General features: G+C 39.5%; 18 protein-coding genes. 12 read left to right on the forward strand and 6 right to left on the reverse strand.

From position 1 onward, the window contains the following. Window position 1: 1 nt before the first annotated feature. The gene (locus tag E4O01_RS02695; protein WP_253694133.1) at window positions 2-5,563 is read right to left on the reverse strand and encodes an alpha-2-macroglobulin family protein; all 5,562 of its coding nucleotides are present in this window, start codon (window positions 5,561-5,563) and stop codon (window positions 2-4) included. A gap of 524 nt (window positions 5,564-6,087) precedes the next feature. Between E4O01_RS02695 and brnQ the strand changes: the two genes are divergently transcribed. The 6 genes from brnQ to E4O01_RS02725 all read left to right on the forward strand — a co-directional run bounded on the left by brnQ (window position 6,088) and on the right by E4O01_RS02725 (window position 12,080). Then, window positions 6,088-7,476, forward strand: coding sequence for a branched-chain amino acid transport system II carrier protein (gene brnQ, locus E4O01_RS02700; RefSeq protein ID WP_253694135.1), 1,389 nt, complete (start codon window positions 6,088-6,090; stop codon window positions 7,474-7,476). Then, entirely contained in the window at window positions 7,476-7,853 is a 378-nt protein-coding gene (locus E4O01_RS02705; protein ID WP_253694137.1) for a bactofilin family protein, read from the forward strand. Before brnQ ends, E4O01_RS02705 begins: the two co-directional genes overlap by 1 nt. Next, window positions 7,843-8,484: a tetratricopeptide repeat protein gene (locus tag E4O01_RS02710; protein WP_253694139.1), complete on the forward strand. Its 642-nt coding sequence runs from the start codon at window positions 7,843-7,845 to the stop codon at window positions 8,482-8,484. Before E4O01_RS02705 ends, E4O01_RS02710 begins: the two co-directional genes overlap by 11 nt. Before the next feature lie 3 nt (window positions 8,485-8,487). Continuing rightward, window positions 8,488-9,894, forward strand: coding sequence for a tRNA (N(6)-L-threonylcarbamoyladenosine(37)-C(2))-methylthiotransferase MtaB (gene mtaB, locus E4O01_RS02715; protein ID WP_253694141.1), 1,407 nt, complete (start codon window positions 8,488-8,490; stop codon window positions 9,892-9,894). A gap of 65 nt (window positions 9,895-9,959) precedes the next feature. Further along, a complete protein-coding gene (locus E4O01_RS02720; RefSeq protein ID WP_253694143.1) occupies window positions 9,960-11,102 on the forward strand; it encodes a hypothetical protein in 1,143 nt (380 codons plus the stop codon). A gap of 30 nt (window positions 11,103-11,132) precedes the next feature. After that, the gene (locus E4O01_RS02725) at window positions 11,133-12,080 is read left to right on the forward strand and encodes a DMT family transporter (protein ID WP_253694145.1); all 948 of its coding nucleotides are present in this window, start codon (window positions 11,133-11,135) and stop codon (window positions 12,078-12,080) included. Between the two features lie 35 nt (window positions 12,081-12,115). Here E4O01_RS02725 and E4O01_RS02730 read toward each other — a convergent pair whose 3' ends face one another. The 5 genes from E4O01_RS02730 to E4O01_RS02750 all read right to left on the reverse strand — a co-directional run bounded on the left by E4O01_RS02730 (window position 12,116) and on the right by E4O01_RS02750 (window position 15,270). Further along, a complete protein-coding gene (locus E4O01_RS02730; RefSeq protein ID WP_253694147.1) occupies window positions 12,116-12,430 on the reverse strand; it encodes an addiction module antidote protein in 315 nt (104 codons plus the stop codon). Continuing rightward, on the reverse strand, window positions 12,427-12,699 hold the full coding sequence (locus E4O01_RS02735; RefSeq protein WP_253694149.1) for a type II toxin-antitoxin system RelE/ParE family toxin: 273 nt from the start codon (window positions 12,697-12,699) through the stop codon (window positions 12,427-12,429). The genes E4O01_RS02730 and E4O01_RS02735 overlap by 4 nt, the downstream gene beginning before the upstream one ends. An 89-nt stretch (window positions 12,700-12,788) precedes the next feature. Continuing rightward, on the reverse strand, window positions 12,789-14,072 hold the full coding sequence (locus E4O01_RS02740; RefSeq protein ID WP_253694150.1) for a glycoside hydrolase family 1 protein: 1,284 nt from the start codon (window positions 14,070-14,072) through the stop codon (window positions 12,789-12,791). Window positions 14,073-14,262: 190 nt separating this feature from the next. Next, window positions 14,263-14,805, reverse strand: coding sequence for a 16S rRNA (guanine(966)-N(2))-methyltransferase RsmD (gene rsmD / locus E4O01_RS02745; RefSeq protein ID WP_253694152.1), 543 nt, complete (start codon window positions 14,803-14,805; stop codon window positions 14,263-14,265). A gap of 21 nt (window positions 14,806-14,826) precedes the next feature. Beyond that, on the reverse strand, window positions 14,827-15,270 hold the full coding sequence (locus E4O01_RS02750; RefSeq protein WP_253694154.1) for a hypothetical protein: 444 nt from the start codon (window positions 15,268-15,270) through the stop codon (window positions 14,827-14,829). A gap of 137 nt (window positions 15,271-15,407) precedes the next feature. Between E4O01_RS02750 and ettA the strand changes: the two genes are divergently transcribed. Genes ettA through E4O01_RS02780 form a run of 6 tightly spaced genes read left to right on the forward strand, consistent with a single transcriptional unit; the run spans window position 15,408 to window position 22,058 of the window. After that, entirely contained in the window at window positions 15,408-17,156 is a 1,749-nt protein-coding gene (gene ettA, locus E4O01_RS02755; protein ID WP_253694155.1) for an energy-dependent translational throttle protein EttA, read from the forward strand. A 3-nt stretch (window positions 17,157-17,159) separates the two neighbouring features. Next, entirely contained in the window at window positions 17,160-17,888 is a 729-nt protein-coding gene (locus E4O01_RS02760; RefSeq protein ID WP_253694157.1) for an HAD family hydrolase, read from the forward strand. 57 nt (window positions 17,889-17,945) lie between these two features. Further along, complete coding sequence (locus E4O01_RS02765) at window positions 17,946-19,424, forward strand: S41 family peptidase (protein WP_253719315.1); 1,479 nt, start codon at window positions 17,946-17,948, stop codon at window positions 19,422-19,424. After that, complete coding sequence (locus E4O01_RS02770; protein ID WP_253694161.1) at window positions 19,424-20,197, forward strand: RsmE family RNA methyltransferase; 774 nt, start codon at window positions 19,424-19,426, stop codon at window positions 20,195-20,197. Before E4O01_RS02765 ends, E4O01_RS02770 begins: the two co-directional genes overlap by 1 nt. Beyond that, window positions 20,178-20,921 (forward strand): WecB/TagA/CpsF family glycosyltransferase, encoded by a 744-nt coding sequence (locus E4O01_RS02775; RefSeq protein ID WP_253694163.1) that lies wholly within the window; start codon window positions 20,178-20,180, stop codon window positions 20,919-20,921. The genes E4O01_RS02770 and E4O01_RS02775 overlap by 20 nt, the downstream gene beginning before the upstream one ends. Window positions 20,922-20,930: 9 nt before the next feature. After that, window positions 20,931-22,058, forward strand: coding sequence for a hypothetical protein (locus tag E4O01_RS02780; RefSeq protein ID WP_253719316.1), 1,128 nt, complete (start codon window positions 20,931-20,933; stop codon window positions 22,056-22,058). Window positions 22,059-22,149: the final 91 nt, after the last annotated feature.

A 22,149-nucleotide genomic window follows, 5' to 3' on the forward strand; every position in this document is an offset into this window, starting at 1 on the left:
ATTACTCAAAAGCCTTGATCCTTGTGCCGGGGAGGATTGCTCTATATGCGTAATCGTACATTGCTTCGACAAAGATTGCCGGTATATAGTATTCTCCTCCATATGTTACGGTTCCCGTAAACTCAAAGTCCTTTGTGCCGTAGCCCTCCAAGGCAAAGTGTGTGTAAATATGGGTATCTTTTAAATCTTGGAAGTCGTATAATTGTCTTGTGTTACGTTTGTCTTCCGAATCCGTATCGTCATCGCCTCCCAGCCTTGTGTTTGTAATCTCCCAGCCTGTCGGGATGGGGATTGAAAGGGTAAGGTTTTCAAGAGCTCCTTGAGTCTTATTGTGAATTCTTACGCTCATCTTAAATCTCTGTCCTTTTTTAAGAGCTTCAGGAGAAACTTCCTGCCCGTCTTCATTTCTATAGACAAGGTTAAGTCTTAGGTTTTCTTCAATGCGTGTTTCAGTTCCCGGATTGAGTTTGCCTGCCGTGTTGATTGCGGCAAAGATAGGGGCATTTCCCGTATTTTTAATTTCGATCTTTTTTGCCGTTTCGGTATTTACAGGAATCTTATGGAGCTTTGAAGTATTGTTCAATTTGTTTTTGATGACATTTGCTTCGGTTACAATTTCGTAGCTTACACTCTTATTCTTATCAAAGGCATAGTGAGGAGCGAGGGCTAAAAGAATCCAAGCCGTTTCCTGTGTTGAAAGCCAATCATCGCTTGAAGAAATTTTTGCAAGTTTCGAAATAAGGTTTGTCGTCTTTGCGGTTTCGCCGACTGTGGTGTAGGCATTTAAGATTAGGGCGAGGTCTCTGATGTTCGACGAAAAGTTTCCGCCCGTGCTTCTATAAACTGTAGTCGGCTCGTAGAGTTTTTCGAGCATGGTCTTGGCCGTATTGCTGTGGCCTGCAAGGCTGTAAGCATTTGCAAGGAAGGCCCTTGATACCGAGTTAAGGTTTTGCTCCATATTTTTTAAGCGGTTCATAGCTCCTATTTCGGCTTTGCCTGCGAGGGCGAGGGTGTAGAGGCGGTAGGCTTGTGTTTCCATGCTGTCTACATAGGTTCCGGCCCAATTTTTTGCAGTCTCTATCTGATGAGAAAGCCAGCTTTGATAAATGCTGTCATTTACCTCATAGCCCGCTTTTTTGGCTTCTACCATAAAGTGGCCTGCGTAGTTTGTAGCCCAAGGACTTTCATATCCTCCGTCAGGCCAATAGCTGAATCCGCCTGACCTAAGCTGATAGTTTATGTAGCGGTTTAGTACGGAGCTTACATTGCTCTTAGCCTTGTCTATCTCTGTTTGATCCAATTCCGTCACCGTGTTTAGGTATAACTGCGGGAAGGCCTTGGAAGTGATCTGTTCTATACAGCCGTAAGGATAGCCTAAAAGATAGGCCAATCGGTTTTCAAGGCCGAGGGCCGGCATTTGAGACATTTCGACACTTAAACTCTTTGTTCCGTTTTCGCCCTTTAGCTGGACGGTTTTTGCAAAGGTTTTTCCGGCTTCGATATTTATAAGCTCAACTGTGGAGTAGGGCGTTCCTCTGGAAAGTACATCGATTTCGGTTACGGCTTTTGCCGTTTTTGAAATACCTGAGGCCGAGGCTTCCGCCGTGAATTTTGCGATGCCTCCCTTATCCGTTTTTACCGTAAAGAAAACGGAAGAGTCGGAATTTGCAGGGATTCTTAATTCTTTTGTTTCATTTGAGCTTACGGCTCCCTCGCTCTTTAGGATTACCTTAGCTTTTTTTTCTGAAGATGTTCCGTTAAATACGGTTACGGGAACTTCGATTGTTTCTCCTATGCCCATGGTTCGGGGAAGGGTCGGCATTACGATAAGATCGCTTTTTATCTTTACGGTTTCTTCTTTTATACCGTAGGCTCCGTCCTTGCCTGCAACTGCCATAATGCGCAAGGCTCCGATGTATTGAGGAAGATCGAATTCGATTGTTTTCTTTTCCTTTGCCTTTATTTCAAAGGGCCCGAAGAAGTATACTATCGGTTTAAAGCGTTCAGCATTCTTTGAGGTCTTATTGTCTATAAAGCCTCCGCCTCCTACCGAAAGAATCGACTCTATCATTCCGCTGTGAGCTCCGATTACGTATTTGTAAATATCCCAAGAGGCAATTTGAGAAGATTCTTTTTTGTAAAAGCTGTCCCATGGGTTTCCCGTGTGAAAAGCTGTAAGGCCTAATAAACCTTCATCTACAACAGCAACTGTAAAGGTCATTGGTCTTCCTTTTTCTTCGCTTACCGTAAACGAAACCTTGCTGTTAGGTTCGTAGCTCGGTTCAGCCTTTATCACGGGGTTGATTCTCGATAATTTATTTTCAACCATTATGGGCGTTATACCGTACATTCTTATGGGGAGACTGTTTTTTGTTTGACTGTGTTCCTGTATTAAACTTACATGAGCATAGATGTTCGGTGCCATTGAAGGATCTATTTTTATCTTGTACGAGAAGATATTTCCCTTGGATTTTATCCATTCTTGTTTTAAGACCTTGCCGTTTTTTTCTAAGGTTACCAGAGCTTTTGCTCCCTTATATCCGGGGAATGTAATTTCGGCAGTGTCGTCGGCATAGTATTTGTTTTTATCCGGAGTGAGCATCAAAATTGAATCGCTTGACTCTTCCGATGTTCTTCTGCTTGCCCAGCCTTCCCAGTCAAAGTATACAACCTGAGCAGAGCTGTGTCCTCCGTCCGGATCCGAAACCACAATCAAATACCGGCCCCAATCGCCATCGTTGACCTTCATATTCAATTCGGCCTTTCCGCCTTTTGACGAAACATTCCAGTTCTTTATGTGACGGGTGTATCTTGAATTTGTATAGTTTACACTTTCTTCATCCCGTTCCCACCACCAATACCATTCGAGTTTATAAAGGTTAACGGCCAGGGATACGCTTTCTTTTACGGGATTTCCATCGGGATTTAAAACCACAAAGTGCAAGGTTTGATCTTTATTGGTATGAAGCATATCTCGATACTCATCATCGCTTTTGGGAATCTGCATTCCGACATATCGCGAATAGGGAGAGTAGTCGAAGACCTTGTTTTCCATTGAGAAGGCGCCGGACGGTTCGTATATTCTTGTTTCAAAAACCGCCTTTAGTTTTCCGGGAGATTTAGCCTCGGATGAAAGGTAAAGATTGATATCGGCCTTTCCTGATGAATCTAAGGTTCCCTCCCAAATTTTATTTAAGTCTTGTTGTACTCGGAGCTCGGGATTTATAAAGTTATAGTTTTTATAATTTTCAAAAGGATTGCGGTTTAATACATATCGGGCTGAAATTTCGGCCTTCAGACCTGCAGCCTTTGCTCCATGGAGCCATTCGCCTGCAAGTACTGCAGCATTATAACCTTGCGAAAAATATTTTTCTTTAGGATCAAGATTTACAAAAAGACGGTTTGGTACTATGCTCTCTATCTTTATGCTCTTAGACCATGTCTTTCCGCCTGCCGTAACCCTTGCATACCATGTACCGGTTTTGTCTTGAGGATTTGTTTTTGTGTCTATTCTGTAAAAACCGTCTACCGAGGAGGTAAATACCTTGGTATCTGCTTTTTTGCCTAATGGATCTTCAAGACTGAATTTGATGGGATAGTCTTTAGGAAGGTTCTTTTCCAAATCCTGTAAGATAAAAACCAAGTGGATATCGTCTCCGGGTCTCCAAACTCCGCGTTCTCCGTAAATATAACCTTTAACTCCTTTTTTTGAAGATTCTCCTTCTACCTGAAAATGACTTGTAGAAAGTACATCGGAATTAAGAGGAAGCCAGTTTACGTCTCCGTTTTTTTCGGCTTTGATAAGGTAGGCTTGGTTTTCGTTTTTGAGCATCAAAAGTCCGTCGCCGTCGGTTTTTCCTGATTCCAATTCTTTTTGAGCAAAATTGAATAAGCTTATGTTTACGCCGCTCATAGGTTCTGCCGTTAATAGATCGGCGGCAGTTATATATAGTTTTCCCTCTCTGTCTTTTTTTGCCGATAAACCTATGTTTGAAACCAAAACTCTCTTCGTTGCCATACAATGTCTACTGTACGAAGGAAGATAGAAAGCCGGGTGATTAGGATTTTCTCTGTGCTGCCAAAAGTTGTATCGTTCTTCGTCTTCTATGTCCGAAGTGTTCCAATAATCGGTTTCAATGTTTTTAAAGTTTTCTATTTCGCTTATATCCTTGGGGAAGGGCAGATGAGAAAACTCGTCACTCTTTGAGGGGGATTCGTACATGCTGTGTTTTTTTGTAAAACTTGCACGGAGTTCAAACATTCCTCCGGGGAATTTTTTTACCAGCTTACTTATATCCAGTGAATGCCTGATATATAGGTTTTTCATTGAGCTCGTCCATTCAAAATCAAAGCTCTGTCTCCAAACGGGTTCTCCTACTCGATGCATTTCGCGGTCGCCGTCTATGGAATTTACCTGAAGGAATTGTGTCATGTTTTTATCGTAAATTTGAAAGGCTTCAAGCATGATTCCTCTGATGTTTTTTGTAGAAATCAATATAGAAACATTGTCTTTTGATGGAAGAATATTTCCTGACTTTGTAAAAAGGATGCTGGGCTTTTCCCAAGCGACCGTAATGGAAAAATTTGCTTCCGTCTCAAGTTTTTTCCCTCTTGAATTCTTTATACCGGATAGGATGGAAAGGCGGGTATTATCCGGAAAAACTCCGTTTTGTGAAAATATTTTAAGTTTGTATCCGTCAATTGTGTATCTAAAAGGAGTTTCGGGATTAGAAGCAAGTTTTATAAAACCTCTTAAATCTTGTGAAGAATCCAAAGCATCCGAAAAATTTACCTGTATTTCGCTTCCGCTCTCTTGTGAAAATGAAGTTACTTGAAAAGCCGATAGGGCTGCGACCGTAAAGCTTGCAGCATTGGAGCCTTCGCCTCCTATAGTTTTTAAGTCCCATGAAAGTTCTAAATTTTGGATTTGTTTTTTTCTCTGTATCTCTTTTATGCTTAGCTTATATTGATTGGATACATCTCCTTGACTTACCTTTACGGCAGGGTTTGTTTTTGTGTTTTCCATGCTTAAAACGGCAGTAATCATTTTTTCGATTGCATCGATGTTTTCGGGAATATCGGTTTCGGCTATTCCTTCAAATCTGAAAATATCTTCCCTTTTTTCATCGGGTATGAGTTCCCCCGATGTAAGTTTAAATTCGGGAGGAGCTATTATGAATGAGAGGCTGATTCCTTTTTTCTTTCCCGTATTTTCGAGGAGGAGTCCTACATCCAAATTTAAGTTAAGGTCAGATTTAAAATTATAGGCCGATGACGGAATAAAGGTAATTTGATTTGTACCTATTATTTTCCATTCACCTGAAGCCTTAGGCGTTAAAACACAAGCTTTTTCAAGGTTTTCCGGATGTTTTATCTCTTCCTTGAATGTGATATTGATAGGCTCAAGCCGTTTTAAAGCTCCATAGCTTACACTTTCAATATCATCCATTGCATTTTGCAAGGCTTCTTCACTTTTTTTACAACCGGTAATAAAAACCGATACCGACAAAAAAATAACAGCAGCTTTAAAAAGCCGTTTTGATAAGAGGTTTAAACTTTTCATAGATATATAATAGCACAGACTATGAGAATTTGCAATTGAGGAAAGAGGGAAAATGTACAAGGACGAAGTAAGAACTACGAATGATAAGTGTTAAAGTGTGAATGACGAAGTACAAAAAGTAAGAAAAGAAACGCCGGGCGATGAATATTATAGATAGTTATATTTAACACTCGGCAGCGTTATTCATACTGTTTCCAGCCTCAAAATAAGACACTTTTAAGTATGAAGTTCTAAGCTGAAAATCGGACACGGATGCCGGTGGTTCCGGCTTCGAGAGTTTTAGACGAAAGTCTAAAACTCTAAGATGAAAAATGTGCATGGATGTTCGATTCAATAACCGGCACGGATGCCGGTGGTTCCATGCTTCGAGAGTTTTGCTGTCAAGCAAAACTCTAAGCTTAAAATCGGACACGGATGTCCGATTTTAAGCGGCCCCCCTTTTTCTTTTCTTTAAAGAATGATATAATCTTTTCCGTTATTCTTTTGGTGTAACTTGAATTTAATTTTAAGGATGGGAACAATTTATGAGCAAAAAGACCAACGATATTATTGTTATAGGTTTTGCTTTATTCGCCATGTTTTTAGGAGCCGGAAACCTGATATTTCCTCCTACTTTGGGACATTTGTCGGGAAAGGACTGGATTTTTTCCCTTTTAGGCTTTTTGGTAACCGGTGTAGGTATGCCGGTTTTGGGTATAATATCTATGGGGAAATGTGACGGTCATCTTTCCAACTTTACCAAAAACATAAATCAACTATTCGGAACCTTCTTTATCATCTTTGTTATGCTTATAATAGGTCCTCTTTTTGCTATTCCGAGAACTGCTGCTACCACCTATGAGATAGCGATTAGGCCGAACTTCGGAATAAGCTCTGTTTTATCGTCCTTCATATTCTTTGCGATTACCCTTTTCTTTGTTTTAACACCCAATAATGTTATAGACAGGGTGGGAAAGTTTTTGACTCCTGCATTGATAATTGTGCTGGGGCTTTTGGTTATAAAGGGCATTGTTACTCCTATCGGCAGACCCTCAGAGCCTTCTGTTGACAAGATATTTTTGAGAGGGTTTAAAGAAGGTTACCAAACTATGGATGCCTTAGGCTCCATGATATTGGCCACCATAGTTATTTCAAGTATCAATGCAAAAGGCTACACTGATAAAAAATCGCTTTTAAAGATGACCATATGGACGGGACTCATTGCCTGTATAGGTTTAGGTCTCGTTTACGGCGGCCTTGTTTATGTAGGGGCTACAGGAAGTGCAGTTTTACCGGATAATCTTTCACGAACTGAAATTGTAGTTCAGTCCAGTCAACTGTTATGGGGAAGGGGAGGTCAAATAGTTTTAGGTTTAGCCATAGGTTTGGCATGTTTGACTACCTCAATAGGTTTGACAGCTACTGCCGGAGAATATTTTTCTGAAAGATTTAAGGATGATATAAGCTATCGTGCAACAGTCATTATTATCTGTGTTGTAAGCTTTTTCCTTTCAAACTTCGGTGTAGATAATATCATCTCGATTGCAGGTCCGATTCTTGAAGTTATCTATCCTGTGGCAATTGTTTTAATAGTTTTAAATTTATTTTCAGAATTTATACCGAACAAATATTTCTTTCATGGTGCAGTAATCGGTACTCTTTCAATAAGTATTCTCCAAGGCTGGGTCGCAGCTCAAGAGCTTATCAATAATTTGCTTATTAAACTTGAAGCCTTCCCTGCAATGGATCAAGTGGGGTTGAGTTTTAATACCACAATTAATGTATTAAAAAGTCTCCCCTTTGAAGGTATAGGATTTCCTTGGGTGCTTCCGGCTCTAGGAGTTTCTCTTTTATTCGGTTTCGGTTATATAATTATGCAAAAAACCGAAAAGGCTCCCTCAATGAAGGGAGACTCTCAAAAAAAGGATGAGTAATGGCAGAAATAGAAAAAGTTAATCTATTGGATTTGGATGAAGAAGATTACGATACGGTTCTGGCCCAAGATATCTATTTTAGCGGCAAGATAGAATGCAAAAAGCCGTTTATGATTAAAGGGAATGTTGAAGGCTTTTTGGTCTCTACAAGCGATGTAACCATTGATGAAAATTCTACCGTAAAAGCCAATATCAGGGCTGACCGTGTTGTAATAAAAGGCTCTGTCGAAGGCAATGTTTTAGCCGACACTATGGTGCATGTTTTTTCTTGCGGAAAACTTATAGGCGATGTTACGGCTCCTGAAGTTGTCCTCGAAAGCGGCTGCGTATTTAACGGTATTTGTACCATGACAAAGGATAGTCAAATTGGAAGGTAAAAAGAAAAAAATTGGTTCCGTATCTAAATTTACTCTGATTTTTTTTATATTTTCTGCATCTTATCTTTTTGCTCAAAATAAACCGGATGCCCTTGTCTTATATAAAAACGGCCGTTATGCTGAAGCTGTTGCCGTATGCGAAGCCGAAATCAAACAGACTCCTAATAATTTGGACAGCTATGTTGTAATGACTTGGGCTCTTTTGGCTGACGGTAAATATCAAAAAACCTATGATATGAGCGCGGCAGGGCGTAAAATTGCACAAAGCGATCCGCGGCTCATCGCGACTCAGGCAGAAGCATGTTATCATTTGGGTAAAAATTCCGAAGCTCTTAAACTTTTTCAAGATTATATTTCTTATGCTCCGAACGGGGTGCGTATTTCTTCCTCTTATTATTTTATGGGCGAAATATATTTAAGAATGGCAAAGTACAGACATGCAGATATTTCTTTTTCGGTAGCCGTCACCCTTGATTCCTTTAACAGCCTTTGGTGGGTTCGTTTGGGTTATGCAAGAGAGCAGATAAAAGAATACCGCTATTCTCTTGAAGCCTACAACAAGGCTCTGAGTTTAAACAAAAATCTCATTGACGCACAAAAAGGGCGTGAAAGGGTATTGCAGCGTTTTTAATCTATGGGTAATTTTTTTTCGGTTAGAATAGAAACGCTGGGCTGCCGCTTAAATCAAGTGGAATCGGAAGCTCTTGCTTTCCGCTTTGCTGAATGCGGGTTTGATGTTTTTTCAAAAGAAACGGAGCTTTCGGTTTTGCCTGTAAAACTTTGTATAGTAAATACCTGCACAGTTACTGGAAAGGCTGAGCAAAAAGCGCGTAGACTTATCCGCCTTTTATTAAAGGAACACGGCGAGGCTGTAATCCTTGTTACAGGCTGCTATGCTGAGCTTGAAGCCGATGCTGTCGAAAAAATAGATGAAAGGGTTATAGCTTTTTCGGGCAAAAAAAAAGATGAACTCGACGGTTTAGCTCAATTTTTAAAAGAGATCTGTCTTAAAAATAAAAATATAAAAGACGAAGTTTTTAATCTTAAAGAAAATCTTCTTATATTTAGAAACAAAATATATTCAAAAGAAACCAAATCGGATAAACCTTTTTTGGTAAAGGAAACTGAAAGAAGAAAGGCAATGTTTAAGCTGAGCTCTCCCGTTTTCTTTTTTCATTCGAGGGCCAGTTTAAAGGTTCAAGACGGGTGTAATAATGCTTGTGCTTATTGCAGAATAAGGCTTGCCCGCGGGCTTTCCGTTTCTCTTCCTGCCGAAGAAGCAGTCCGGCGGATAATCCAAATAGAAAAAAACGGAGCTTCAGAGGTTGTTTTGTCGGGTGTAAACCTATCCCAATATAAGGATAAAACCTATGGGGGCTTTGCAAGCCTTTTGGCAATGCTTTTAGAAAATACAAAGCAGATAAGAATTCGCATCTCCAGTATGTATCCCGAATGCATCGATGAAAATGTTCTTAAAATCATAGAAAACGCAAGAATCTGTCCGCATTTTCATCTTTCAGTGCAGTCGGGAAGCGATAAAATTTTAAAAGCCATGAATAGGCCCTATAGGGAGGCCGACATAAGAAGGGCTGTAGATAATTTACGCAAAGCAAAGGATAATCCTTTTATAGGATGCGATATTATTACGGGTTTTCCTTCCGAGACGGAAGAAGATTTTTTACAAACCTTTAAGATGTGCGAGGAGTTGAAGATTCCGGGAATTCATGTTTTTCCGTTTTCGGCCCGTCCCGGAACAACGGCGTATTCGATGAAGCCTAAGGTTCCTGAAAGAGAGGCCGGGAGAAGGGCTTCGCTGCTTTCGGCCTTGAGCGAAAAAAACTATCAAGAATATTTGGCTTCTTGCAGCGGGAAAGTTTTTTTCGGAGTTATGGAAAAACCTCAAAAAAATGATAATTTGAGGATTGTAACCGAAAATTATTTAACTCTTCCTTTAAAAATGAACAAAAAAACCGAAAACTATAAGAGCGGAGAAGGCCTTTTTGTTATAGTAAAAGATGGAATTGCATATCTTGCGGATTAATGTATTTTATGATAAAATTAAACATGCTAAGTATTCTATAGTAGGTAAGCGGAGCGGAGGTAAAAGTGAAGAAAATAATTGCGTTTTTGTTTTTTTGTATTATGGTTGGTTTGTCTTGTTTTGCGCAGATTTCCATGCCGGAGCCTATCACTCCGTTGGTTGTTTCTCCTCGGATAAGCGGCTTGGGTGCTCCTTTTACAACTTATCAGGCCGGAACAGATACCTTGTTTACAAATCCTGCCATATTTCCGTTTTTAACCAAACGCTGGTCTGCCGGGAAAATCTCTTTAAGCTCAAATGAGGACAGTTTCGGCGGATTAATTTCTATCATCGGATCCAAAAAAATAGCAGCCTTCGCTGATTATCTTTATACGAACAATGGTAAATATGTTGACTTTTCTGTCACAGGTCCTTTAGCTGTCAGCTTAGCCGATAGAAATTTTGCGGTAGGTTTATTTAATAGATCTGTTATTCATGCTGATGTAGAAAATAATATAATGCGTAAACTTTTAATAGGAGAAGAGCTTTTGGTAACCGGAGGCTACGGCATCTGCGTTTATGACGATGATGTAAACAAGGTTGCTCTTGGTTTTCAGATGAAGGGCTTTTTCCAAACTTTTTCTTATGCTTTGAATAAAAGCAAGGCCGATATGACTTTAGCAGTAAATTCAGGGTTCAAGGATTTAAATATAGTCTTGGCCAGCGGGCTTGGCTTGGATGCCGGCTTTTTATATAAGTATGATAACTACTTTTTTTTAGGACTTACATGCAGGGATGCTTACACTCCCGTTTTTTTAACCCCGTATAATAATTTTTCAGATTATAAAAAAGCAAGGACGGCAGGTAAAACGAAATATAAAACTCTTTTACCGAATTTGAGCATAGGTATAGGCTCAATGCCTGTCTTTGATGATATGTGGACTACCGTTTCTTCATGGTCGTTTTACCTTGATTATCAAAATATTCTCGAGCCGATTTTTAACAGAAAAAGAAACCCTGTGCTGAATCTAGCTGTGGGAACCGAAATGGTCTTTCATAAGGTTTTGAGCTTTAGGCTGGGAATGAATGAGTGTTACCCTCATTTCGGATGTAAACTTGATTTTACCTATTTTCAACTGGATTTTGCTGCCTTTTTGAAAGAACTGGGTAATAAACCTTGGGAAAAACCTAAATTAGGGTTGGATTTTTCTCTGTCATTTGAGTATTGATTTTAAATTAATTTATTTTTAAGGATTCTTATGTCTTGTGAAGTAGAGGCCGAAAGCCGTACCGAAGTTTTTGTATGCCGGCGTACCAAAATCTTGTCACGCCTTGCCCTTTTTTCGGCAACCCTTTTGTGGGGAAGTACCTTTGTTGCAGTCAGCAGTACCAATGATTTTTTTAAGCCGAATTTTTTATTGGCTTGCCGTTTTTTGCCTGCCTGTCTCATCCTTTGTGCTGTCTTTTTTAGACGGCTTAAAAAAATTGACAGGCGTTATTTAAAAGCCGGATTTGTTTTAGGCTTAATTATGTTTGTAGGCTATTCCTTGCAGGCGGTTGCCATTACTACCGCGGGAGGGCTTCCCGGCAGAAGTTCTTTTTTGGTGGCTACCTATTGTGTTCTTGTTCCTTTTGTAAATGCCGTGGTTTTAAAAAGGAAGCCTGACAAGTTCAATGTTTTTGCTGCCTTTCTCTGTTTTGCAGGAATTCTTGCAATTTCGATGCCGGATTTGATTTTGGAAAGTTCAAACGGGGTAAATTGGGGTGATGTTCTTTCTATTATAAGCAGCTTTATATTTGCGGTGTATATAGTTCTTCTTCCTAAATTTATGGAAAAACTAGATGCGGCTCTTATAACTATTGTTCAATTTGCCTTTGCAGGAAGTTACGCCCTTATCTTTTCTCTTTTGTTTGAAGATAATTCGGGCACAATTTGGAACTATCAATCTGTTTTCACTTTGGTTTATCTGACTGTTCTTTGTACGGCTCTCTGTGTATTGCTTCAAGCTGTAGGACAAAGGAATACACCCCCGGCTACAGCTGCCCTTATTTTTTCTCTTGAATCGGTGTTCAGCATCTTTCTTTCGATAATGCTTACCGACGAAAAATTTACATTTGCCTTAGCCCTGGGGTGTTCCTGCATCTTTGTTGCAATTATAATCTCCGAAACAAAACTTTCATTTTTGAGAAAAAATCGAGGGAAGTAAACAGCAAAACTATGTATGTTTTTAGTTCTTATAAATTAGCAGTATGCCGGCTTTGCCGTTTGCGGATCTATTATGTTTATTTCCAAGCCTAAGAAGTTTAAGAGTTTTAGTATTGTCGAAAATGTAGGATTGCCTTTCTTTGATAAGGAACGGTACAAATGCTCTCGGTTTAAATCGGTATATTTTGCAACATTTGTAAATCCCTGGGCTCGTGTTACATCTCCGAGTGCCTCTGTAAAGTGTTCGGGGGAGTTGTCTTCGATAGAGGTTTTAAGAGCTTCATTTAGGTATTCTATCATTGCTTCCTTTGTATTTAAATAATCAGCCGGATCAAAGTCGGTAATTTTCATTTTGTATCTCCTTGTTCTAATAGCTTTATCATTTGTTGAGCTTTCTTAATGTCTTTTAATTGGCTCGATTTATCTCCTGCGATCAATAACAAAATAATTTCGTTATTCTTGTCTGTGCAGTATATTCTATAACCCGGACCAAAGTGTATACGCAGCTCGTAGATATCTTTATCAATTATGCGATGATCTCCTTTATTTCCTCTTTTTAGGCGCATTATCCTGTCGGTAATTTTGGCTTTTCCTTTTTCGTCTTTTAGTTTTGAAAGCATGTGTCAAATACTTCAGTTTTTTTTATCGTTCGCATATCTATATTGTAGTTTAAAAACAACAGACTGTCAAGTCTAGGCATTGTGCTTCATTACCTTACGTTATACTTACAAGGTTCAATATATTTTTCCATCATCGATTTATCGACTCCTCTTTTTTTGATCATTTCGCTGTAGAATTCTCCGCTTTTTTTGATAGTCCTTTCTTGAGTTTCGTAATTGCAGTGCACGAGGCCGAAACGGGCGGATTCTCCTTCTTTCCACTCGAAGTTATCGATAAAGCACCAATGATAATAGGCTTCAAAGGGGAGGGGAGATTCGCTTATAAGTTTTAGGTGATCATAGATATAGCGGCATCTAAACTCATCCTTATTGTCACAGGTTCCGTTTTCGCTTATAACTATCGGAAGGGGGATGCAGTTATAACAGGCTTGAGCGCACTCGATTAGGCCCAAGGGATAAATATCCCAGCCTAGGTCGTTTTTAGGAGTGTTTTCAAAGGCCTTGTAAGAAAAGCCTCTTACAGCCTGCCTCGAATAATAGTTGATGGCTATAAAGTCAACATAATTTTTCTTTTTTATATTTAGGATATTTTTAAATGGAAATGAAAACTCGCCCTTAAAACATGCTTCCATAATTCCGTCTTGGAAAAGTTTGCTTATTCTTTTTGCCGATTTTTGGTCGGTTTTTTTATTTTTATCCTTGGGATGGAAGGCCTGCATGTGGTGGGCAAAGCTTACCCTTGTGTCCGTAAGGCCTTTTTCTTTGCGTATTTCATGGATTAAATCGTAGGCCTTGCAGTGTGCGGCTATGAGGATGTTCATAACCTTTATAGTTTTTGTAATCGATTTTTTTTCGGGCGGCCAAAGGCCTAAAAAGAAAGACTGCACGGCATAGACATTGGGTTCGTTTATTGTAACATAGCCGCTGCAAAGGCTGCCGAGTTCTCTTATGCAAATTTCTACATATTTTAAGAATACTTTAACATTTTCTTTCTTTGTAAAGCCTCCCGAATTTTCAAACCACATAGGATGGCTGAAGTGGTATAGGCTTATGAGAGGCTTGATACCTGCTTTTTGTAAAAGGTTTAATTCTGCCTTATAGTGCTCAAGAGCTTCCATATTGAATTTACCCTTTTCAGGTTCAATGCGGGCCCATTCAAGAGACATGCGGTAAGTTTGAATACCCATCTTTTTTAAAAGCTTGGTATCCTCTTCAAACTTTTCGTAGTGCATATTTGCACGGGCAACATCTGAGCCGTCATTGGTCATCTTGCGGTCACAAAAATCGTTCCAGTTGGAATTTACCCTTCCTCCCTCAATCTGTGTAGAAGCCGTAGCAACCCCAAGTAAAAAATTTTCTTTTAACTTAAACATCTTTCCTCCATAAAAACTTTTTGTAAGGATTATCAAATCCTGAAAAAAGTTTTTTCACGCGGTTTGTTTACAAAGCGCATACAATAACCGATGTTTTGTGCGAAGCACAAAACTCGAAGATAAACATGAAGGCTTGTATTTCAAGCCGAAATGTTTATCGATTTTCCTCCATAAAAACTTTTTGTAAGGATTATAAATCTAGAACTTCTTTACGATAAAAATCCACAATTGATCTTCCGTATATCCTTTCATCGGTCTTTGTCAAAGAGCCTATTGTTTCAGGCATTGCCTTTTCTGAGGGCCTGTGCATCATAACAAGGCCTCCTTCTTTTAATATTTTTGATTCTTCTATTTTTTCGAGAAGTTCTATGTGAAATTTATAGGGGAAGGGAGGGTCGAGGTAAATAATGTCAAAGGATTCCTTTGAGCGTTTTATAAATGTTTCTGCGGGCATCCTCTTGCATTCCAGTTTTTTATCGGCTATTGAAACATTTTTTAATAAGACGGGAAATTTATCTGCATCCTTTTCGACAAGGCAGACAGGGTAGGCTCCGCGCGAGTAGGCTTCCAAGCCGCAGATTCCTGAGCCTGTAAAAAGATCCAAAAAAGAAAGACCTGAAAGGTCTCCAAGTATCGAAAAAATGGATTCTCTCATCCTGTCCATCGCAGGGCGGATTATTCCCTTAGGGCATTCGACTTGCCTGTTCTTTAAACTGCCTCCGGTTATTCTCATAAAGATGATTATAACATAGAATTATCTGAAATTCAACAACTCTGAAAGTTCATTTTGGGAAACGATGTTATAGGTTTCATTTTGAAAATTCGTATCTGAAATATCTATATTTATTTTACCGAGAAAATCCTGGTGTTTTTTGTAAATACCTTCAAGCCTGATTTTTTCGGTAGTGAAAGCGGATTCGCTTCCGATTTTTTCTGTAAGTATTATTTTTAATATGGTCATATATTTTTTGATACAAAAATAAAGGCAGCTCATTGTATCAATGTAGTCGGGCAAGTGTGATTGCGGTTCTATTTGGCTAAAAAGTTTTTGAAGGGCTGCATCAAAAAATAAAATATCCCTTATCGTCTTTTCTGCAAAAATACTGTCCGAAAGGTCTAAGCTAAGCCCTTCCTTTATTACATCCAACATTCTGGTTATCTGAAACAAGTTATCTTGAAAAACAATCTTATGAAGCATCTTTTTTCCCCTCTTAAACTATTAAAAAAACTACAACTCTATTTTATTTTCGGAATATAAGGAAAGGTCTTTAATTTAATTGGAGGCTTTTCCCCTTCCCCTTGCTTTTTTAGCTGTTCTTTGATAGACTTAAGCTCATGGCAAAGACAGTAGACGATAAAAAGATTATTTACACGATGGATAGGGTTTCAAGAACCCATGGAACAAAACAGGTTTTAAAGGACATAAGCCTTTCTTACTTTTACGGTGCAAAAATAGGCGTTATAGGTTCTAACGGCTCGGGTAAGTCAAGCCTCTTGCGCATTATGGCAGGCATTGACGGGGATTATACGGGCGAGGTTTCTTCGGCACCCGGCTACACGATAGGCTATCTTGAACAGGAACCTCAGCTTCAAAGCGGCAAGACGGTTCGAGAGGTCGTTTCCGAGGGTGTTCAGGAATTGGTAGACCTCCTTGCGGAGTTCGACAAGATAAACGAGGCCTTCGGAGACCCTGATGCGGATATGGATAAGCTCATGGAAAAGCAGGCCAAGGTGCAGGAAAAACTCGATGCGACTGACGCTTGGAATTTGGACAGCCGCCTCGACCTTGCAATGGAAGCCCTGCGCTGTCCGCCCGCCGATCAGGTAATCGATGTTCTTTCCGGTGGAGAAAAAAGACGCGTTGCCCTTTGCAGGCTCCTTCTTCAAAAGCCCGATATTCTTTTATTGGACGAACCGACCAACCACCTGGATGCCGAAACTGTCGCATGGCTTGAACGCCATCTTCATCAATATGCAGGAACAATTATCTGTGTAACCCACGACCGCTACTTTTTGGATAATGTTGCAGGCTGGATCTTGGAGCTTGACCGCGGAGAGGGTATCCCGTGGAAGGGAAACTATTCGAGCTGGCTCGACCAAAAGCAAAAAAGACTTGCCCTTGAAGAAAAGGGAGAAACCGAACGCCAAAAGGCTTTAAAACGGGAGCTCGAATGGATAGGCATGAGCCCCAAGGGAAGACATGCCAAGAGCAAGGCCCGTATCAACGAGTACGAAAAACTTTTAGCCCAAGGCTCAAAGGAAAAAATAAAGGATTCTCAAATTACCATTCCGCCGGGGCCGAGACTGGGGAATTTGGTTATAGATGTTAAAAACGCTGCAAAGCATTACGGCGACAGAATCCTCTTCGATAAGCTTAATTTTTCCGTTCCTGCGGGAGCCATAGTCGGCATCATAGGCCCGAACGGTGCAGGTAAGACAACCCTCTTTAAGATGATAGTCGGGGCTGCCGGTTTTGAAACCCCTGAAGGCGCCGATCAAAAAAGGCAGATCGTAAAGCCCGATGAGGGCGAAATCAAGATAGGGGAGTCCGTAAAACTTTGCTATGTAGACCAGACAAGGGAAAAGCTTGATCCCAATAAAACCGTTTGGGAGCAGCTTTCAGACGGGCTCGATATTATAAAGCTTGGAGCTGCCGACGGTTCTTCAGGTGTACGCGAGGTAAACTCAAGGGCATACTGCTCTTGGTTTAACTTTTCGGGGCAGGATCAATCCCGCAAGGTAGGCGTACTTTCAGGCGGAGAAAGGAACAGGCTTAATTTGGCTATGATGCTAAAAGAGGGCGGAAACGTTTTAATGCTCGACGAGCCTACAAACGATTTGGACGTTACCACCCTGCGCGCCTTGGAAGAAGCCTTAGAAAGTTTTGCTGGCTCAGTCCTTGTTATAAGCCACGACCGCTGGTTCTTGGACAGGGTTTGCTCCCATATTCTAGCCTTCGAGGCTGACGGCGAAGTCGTATGGTTTGACGGCAACTGGACGGAATACGCCGAATGGAGAAGAGAAAAGTACGGCAAGGATGCCGATACCCCGCACAGGGGCGTTTACCGAAAGCTAGAAAGGTAAATTATGAAAAGCCCTAAGATGATTATCTTCGATTACGGGAATACTCTTATTTATGAAAAAGAGCTTGATTTAGAAAGGGCTTATAAAGCCCTCTATGCTCAAATTCATAAAAACCCCGATAAAATAAGCTTTGCTTCTTTTTACGAAAAAGGTATGGCTATTTTTGAAAAGATAAAATCGAGGGCTTTGCAAAACGATTTGGAAATGCACACTCATAGTTTTTATAATTGCCTTTTTCAAAGTCTTAATATAGAATTTAAACTTTCTTACACGGAACTGGAGCTTCTTTTTTGGGAGGCTCTGGCGCCGTGTTGGGCTATGCCCGATATTGAAAAACTCTTGCTCTTTTTGGAAAGCAAAAATATAAGAACCGGCGTAATAAGCAATATTGCTTTTTCAGGGGAAGCCCTTACTGCCAGAATCAATAAATATCTTCCCCAAAACAAATTCGAATTTATAATAGCTTCAAGCGAGTACGGCTTTAGAAAGCCCGATTCCGTTCTTTTTGAAGCTGCCTTAAAAAAAGCAAATCTTTCTGCAGATGAGGTTTGGTATTGCGGGGATAATCCGAGGGCCGATATCATAGGCCCGGCCGCTCTAGGTATAAAGCCTGTTTTGTTTACAAGCAGCTTGGCCTGTCCCTACGACAACGAAAGTCACATTTCTCCCGATTTTGAATTTACCAAAATTAAGGATTGGAATGAGCTTATAGAACTGTTGACAAATTTATAGGAAGACAAAAATTTTTTACCCTATTGACAAATTCACAATATAGTTCAAAATAGAATGATGAATAAAAGAATAACCTGGATAAATACTATTATCTTTTTAACTCTTCTGTTGGCGGCTATTTTTTTTATGCCGCAAAGGGCTCCTGCAACATCCAATACTGATTCATCTACGGGAAATATTGATACAAATTTAAAATATCTTGAATCCGTATATAAACTTCTTCAAGAAAATTATGTGGATGAGATAGATCCCGCCGTTTTATACAAGGGAGCTATGGAAGGGATGTTGAATTCCCTTGAAGATCCGTATACCTCATATATTTTTAAAGATACTACAGTAGGGCATGATTTGGAAGATACTACCAGCGGTGTCTTTTGCGGTATAGGCGTGCATATTACAAAATCAAACATATCCACTCCTGAAAGGCCTGCCTATGTAGAAATAGCAAGTCCGATTGAAGGCACCCCCGGCTGGAGAGCAGGTTTACAGCCCGGAGATTATATTATCGAAATAGACGGAGTGAAAACCGAAGATATAACTCAAGAAGATGTTTTAAACATGCTCCGAGGAAAAGAAGGTACCGAGGTTACGATAAAAATTCTTAGGGGAAAAAATCTTAAATTTGATCTTACTATTAAACGGGCTTTAATAGAAGTTCCGACCATAAAATATACAAAAATCGGAAAAGATATTGCTTATATCCGCTTGATAGAGTTTAATCCAAATTCGGCAAAGCGTATCACCGAGGCTATAGAAAAACTGCAAAAAGAAGGCTGCACAAAGCTTATTTTTGATTTAAAAAACAATCCGGGCGGTTTGATTACAAGCTCTATTGATGTTGCAAGTATTTTTTTGGATTCGGGGATTGTGGTTTCAACAAAGGGACGAGCCCGCGGCACCAGTGAAACCCATAAGGTTCGCCGATTTGTAAAAAAAGTTCCTAAAGAAATGCCCATAGTCGTTCTTATAAATGAAGGCTCCGCCAGTGCTTCCGAGATTATTGCAGGTGCATTAAAGGATCATAAGAGGGCTTATCTTGTAGGTACCCGTTCATACGGTAAGGGCCTTGTGCAGAGTATAGTTCAGCTTACCGAAAAAGAACTTGTGAAGTTAACAATAGCCCGCTACTATTCTCCAAGCGGAGCGAATATCGATAAGCAAGGAATCCTTCCAGACTTGGAAGTGGTAAGACCCAATTTTACACCGGATGAAGAAAAGAGCGTGCTTGAGCTTTTAAAAACTTCTAAAATTGCAGATTTTACGAGGAGTAAGAGTTCTTTAACAAAAGCCGAAATGCTGGATTTTTCCAAAAAACTCGGAAAAGAATATAATGTAAGGCCTGAGTTGATTTTGCGTCTTGTAAAGGTTGAATACTACCGCTCTCATGAAACTCCAGTGATAGATGAAGATGACGAGCAGCTTCAAGCGGCAATCGAGCTTTTAAAGACAAAGGATGTAAATGCCCTTTGTAAAACGGTAAAGACTCTTTTTGAAATGCAGGAAGAAGAAAAAGCAAAAGCTGAAGATAAAAAATAATGAAGCAGCTGATTGTTTCCGCAGAGCCGGGCCGGGATATAATCCGTCTTGACAAAAAAGATTATAACTATCTTGTTTCCGTGCGGAGAATTAAAGAGGGGCAGGTTTTAACCGTTTCTTTAAATGGAATTGAACCTGCCTCTGCTGAAGTTTTAAAGATTAATACCGAAAAAAAATATATAGAGCTTAAAATTTTAAAAGAAGAAGCGGGGTTAGGTTCAAGTCTTTATAAGCCTCGTGCGGAAATTATTTTGATGCAATGGCTTATAAAAGGCAATCACATGGATATCGCTGTGAGGCAGGCTGCAGAAACGGGAGTTTTTTTGATAGTTCCGGTTTTAGGGGAATTTTCCGTTATAAAAAAAGAAAATATAAATCAAACTGAAAGGCGGGAACGTATTATAAGAGAAGCAAGACAGCAGTCAGGTTCTCTTGTAAATACCAAGATTCTTCCTGCCCAAGAACTGAAGACGGCCTTGGATGAGGTTTTGGATTATACGGCAAAAAAAGAAACCGCTTTTATAATGCTGAGTGAAAAAAAGGCTAACTTCTTGAGCCTTTTTGACTGCTTATCGGAGAAGACCGAGGCGATAGTACTTGCTATAGGCTGTGAAGGCGGTATAAGTCCTAAAGAAATTGAATTTTTAAAAGAACATAAATTTGAAGAAGTGCATTTTAATACAAATGTGCTCCGTGCCGAAACGGCTGCAATTTATTCGATTGCGGCGGCTCAAGTTGTAATGGAGGAAAAAGGTGGCTGTAAAAAGAATTAAATTTTTAAATGTTCCGCTTGATGTTTTACATGAAGAAGATATTGAAGAAACCGTGATGTCTCTTTTAAATAAAAAAGGGCCGCAACAGGTTATATTTATGACCATTTGGGATGTGCTTCGAGCCCGCTGTAACGGGGAGTTTAGAAACATGGTTGAAGAAGCGGCTCTTTGTTTGCCGGTTTCAAAAAGCTTGATACGCGGAGCCCGTTTTTTAAAAAAAGATGTGCCTGTAAGACGGCAGCAGTTTTCGGTAGTTATCGATTTTTTAAACGTAATAGATTCTCACTATAAAAGCCTCTATCTTTTCGGCGGACGGCAGGAAAGCCTTCTCATTGCCGAAAAAAATGTCAGAAGCACCTTTCCCGGGCTGAAACTTGTCGGCCGCTTTGCAGGTTACTATCACAAATCTATGGAGCCTCATATTATTTCTGCTATTTCAAAGGCAGAACCTTCGATTGTTATCGTCAGCAAAGGAATCCCGGGCGGACGAAAATGGATTTACCGCAACAAAGAGCATTTTAATTCAGGTATTTTTATCCGCTATGCAAACTTGATCGATATTTTTTCTAAATTTAAAAAACGTCCTTCCGAAAAGCTTTTTAATTCGGGATGGGATTTTATAGTTCCCGTTATCAAAAATCCTTTTAGAATATTTACCTTTTTCGGTTATCTTTGGTATAATATTCTGTTATTGTTTTATAGGCTGTTCAGAAAAGATAAATAGGTAAAATTTATGGAAAACTTTTTGATGAGTGTATCGATGTTTTTTTATAGAGTTCAGGACAAGGTCAGTATGACTATGTCGCTTTTTGTTATGGCTGCATGTATCGTCGGCATTGTTCTCGTGCTTTTTATTGCAAGTACAAAATTAAAAAGAATCAGTGCAGTGCTTGCAATAGTATTGTCTACCGTCGTATCCTGTATTTTAATGATTCCGCTGATGACAGCTTTTAATTCTTTTGTAAATAAAAAAGTAGTAAATGAGGTAACTGACAGTCAGCTTGCCGAAATTGAGGCGCGCAAAGCTCAGATAAAACTTCTTGCTGCAAATCAAGAACTAAAAGAAAAAGAAAAAGAAATTCTTGACAATAAAATAAATATGCAAAAACAATCCATCGAAATAAGCGGTTTAGAAGACAGCTTGAGGGTTTTACAAAATACACAATTGAACATGCAGAGCTTTAAGGAAATATTGGAGCTGGGATTACTGGAAGCAAATTTAAAACAGACCAATTTGTATCGAAACCGGTTAAGCGGTATTTCAACGGGAATGGGATTAAAAGCAGATCAATACTATGATGAAGGGCTCGTCGTTTTAACTCACGATATAGATGCAAAATTCGGTGTCGATTTAAAAAAAATTAAAATTACCGTATCAAAAGATTTTCCGAATATTCTTTGGATAAAAGACATTCAGCCTAAGTTTTTGGGTGCAAGTAAAAATAAGCACATAAAAGAAGTTTCTGAAATAAGACGGGTCGATATAAAAAATAATATTAAAACCTATAGCATTTTAAACGGTCAATCCGAGGTAAAAAAGGCAAATCAATATGCAGATCTATGTGAACAAGAATACCAAACCCGTTTAAGTCAGGGCCTTGAAACGAATTTTATGAATGCTGCCGTTTTAAAACTGGCCGAAAATTTTATAAAACTTATTTTAAGCCCTCTAAAAAAAGAAATCAGATTTGATTCCGGCTTGGACGGAACTACTATGTCGTTGGAAGACTATATCGAAGGCGAATTAAAAGAAATCAAGGCAAAACGCTTGGAACTTGAAAACAGCAATAAAAATCTTGATGATGAAACTCAAATAAAAGAAAAAGAACTTGAAAAGTTAAAATTGAAGATTGGAGACTAAAGCCTGGAAGTCGGCATATTTAAACGTGAAAAAAATTAAAATTTATTAAACAAGTTGATGTTTTCGTAAATTTATACTTGACAAATTATAT

It is taken from the genome of Treponema sp. OMZ 790 (genome assembly GCF_024181285.1).
GTDB lineage: Bacteria > Spirochaetota > Spirochaetia > Treponematales > Treponemataceae > Treponema_B.

What these genes read in the sequence shown, in the direction of transcription:
- E4O01_RS02695 (WP_253694133.1), bottom strand. Translation starts at nt 5,563, where the DNA reads ATGAAAAGTTTAAACCTCTTATCAAAACGGCTTTTTAAAGCTGCTGTT.
- brnQ (WP_253694135.1), top strand. Translation starts at nt 6,088, where the DNA reads ATGAGCAAAAAGACCAACGATATTATTGTTATAGGTTTTGCTTTATTC.
- E4O01_RS02705 (WP_253694137.1), top strand. Translation starts at nt 7,476, where the DNA reads ATGGCAGAAATAGAAAAAGTTAATCTATTGGATTTGGATGAAGAAGAT.
- mtaB (WP_253694141.1), top strand. Translation starts at nt 8,488, where the DNA reads ATGGGTAATTTTTTTTCGGTTAGAATAGAAACGCTGGGCTGCCGCTTA.
- E4O01_RS02725 (WP_253694145.1), top strand. Translation starts at nt 11,133, where the DNA reads ATGTCTTGTGAAGTAGAGGCCGAAAGCCGTACCGAAGTTTTTGTATGC.
- E4O01_RS02730 (WP_253694147.1), bottom strand. Translation starts at nt 12,430, where the DNA reads ATGAAAATTACCGACTTTGATCCGGCTGATTATTTAAATACAAAGGAA.
- E4O01_RS02735 (WP_253694149.1), bottom strand. Translation starts at nt 12,699, where the DNA reads ATGCTTTCAAAACTAAAAGACGAAAAAGGAAAAGCCAAAATTACCGAC.
- E4O01_RS02740 (WP_253694150.1), bottom strand. Translation starts at nt 14,072, where the DNA reads ATGTTTAAGTTAAAAGAAAATTTTTTACTTGGGGTTGCTACGGCTTCT.
- rsmD (WP_253694152.1), bottom strand. Translation starts at nt 14,805, where the DNA reads ATGAGAATAACCGGAGGCAGTTTAAAGAACAGGCAAGTCGAATGCCCT.
- E4O01_RS02750 (WP_253694154.1), bottom strand. Translation starts at nt 15,270, where the DNA reads ATGCTTCATAAGATTGTTTTTCAAGATAACTTGTTTCAGATAACCAGA.
- ettA (WP_253694155.1), top strand. Translation starts at nt 15,408, where the DNA reads ATGGCAAAGACAGTAGACGATAAAAAGATTATTTACACGATGGATAGG.
- E4O01_RS02760 (WP_253694157.1), top strand. Translation starts at nt 17,160, where the DNA reads ATGAAAAGCCCTAAGATGATTATCTTCGATTACGGGAATACTCTTATT.
- E4O01_RS02765 (WP_253719315.1), top strand. Translation starts at nt 17,946, where the DNA reads ATGAATAAAAGAATAACCTGGATAAATACTATTATCTTTTTAACTCTT.
- E4O01_RS02770 (WP_253694161.1), top strand. Translation starts at nt 19,424, where the DNA reads ATGAAGCAGCTGATTGTTTCCGCAGAGCCGGGCCGGGATATAATCCGT.
- E4O01_RS02780 (WP_253719316.1), top strand. Translation starts at nt 20,931, where the DNA reads ATGGAAAACTTTTTGATGAGTGTATCGATGTTTTTTTATAGAGTTCAG.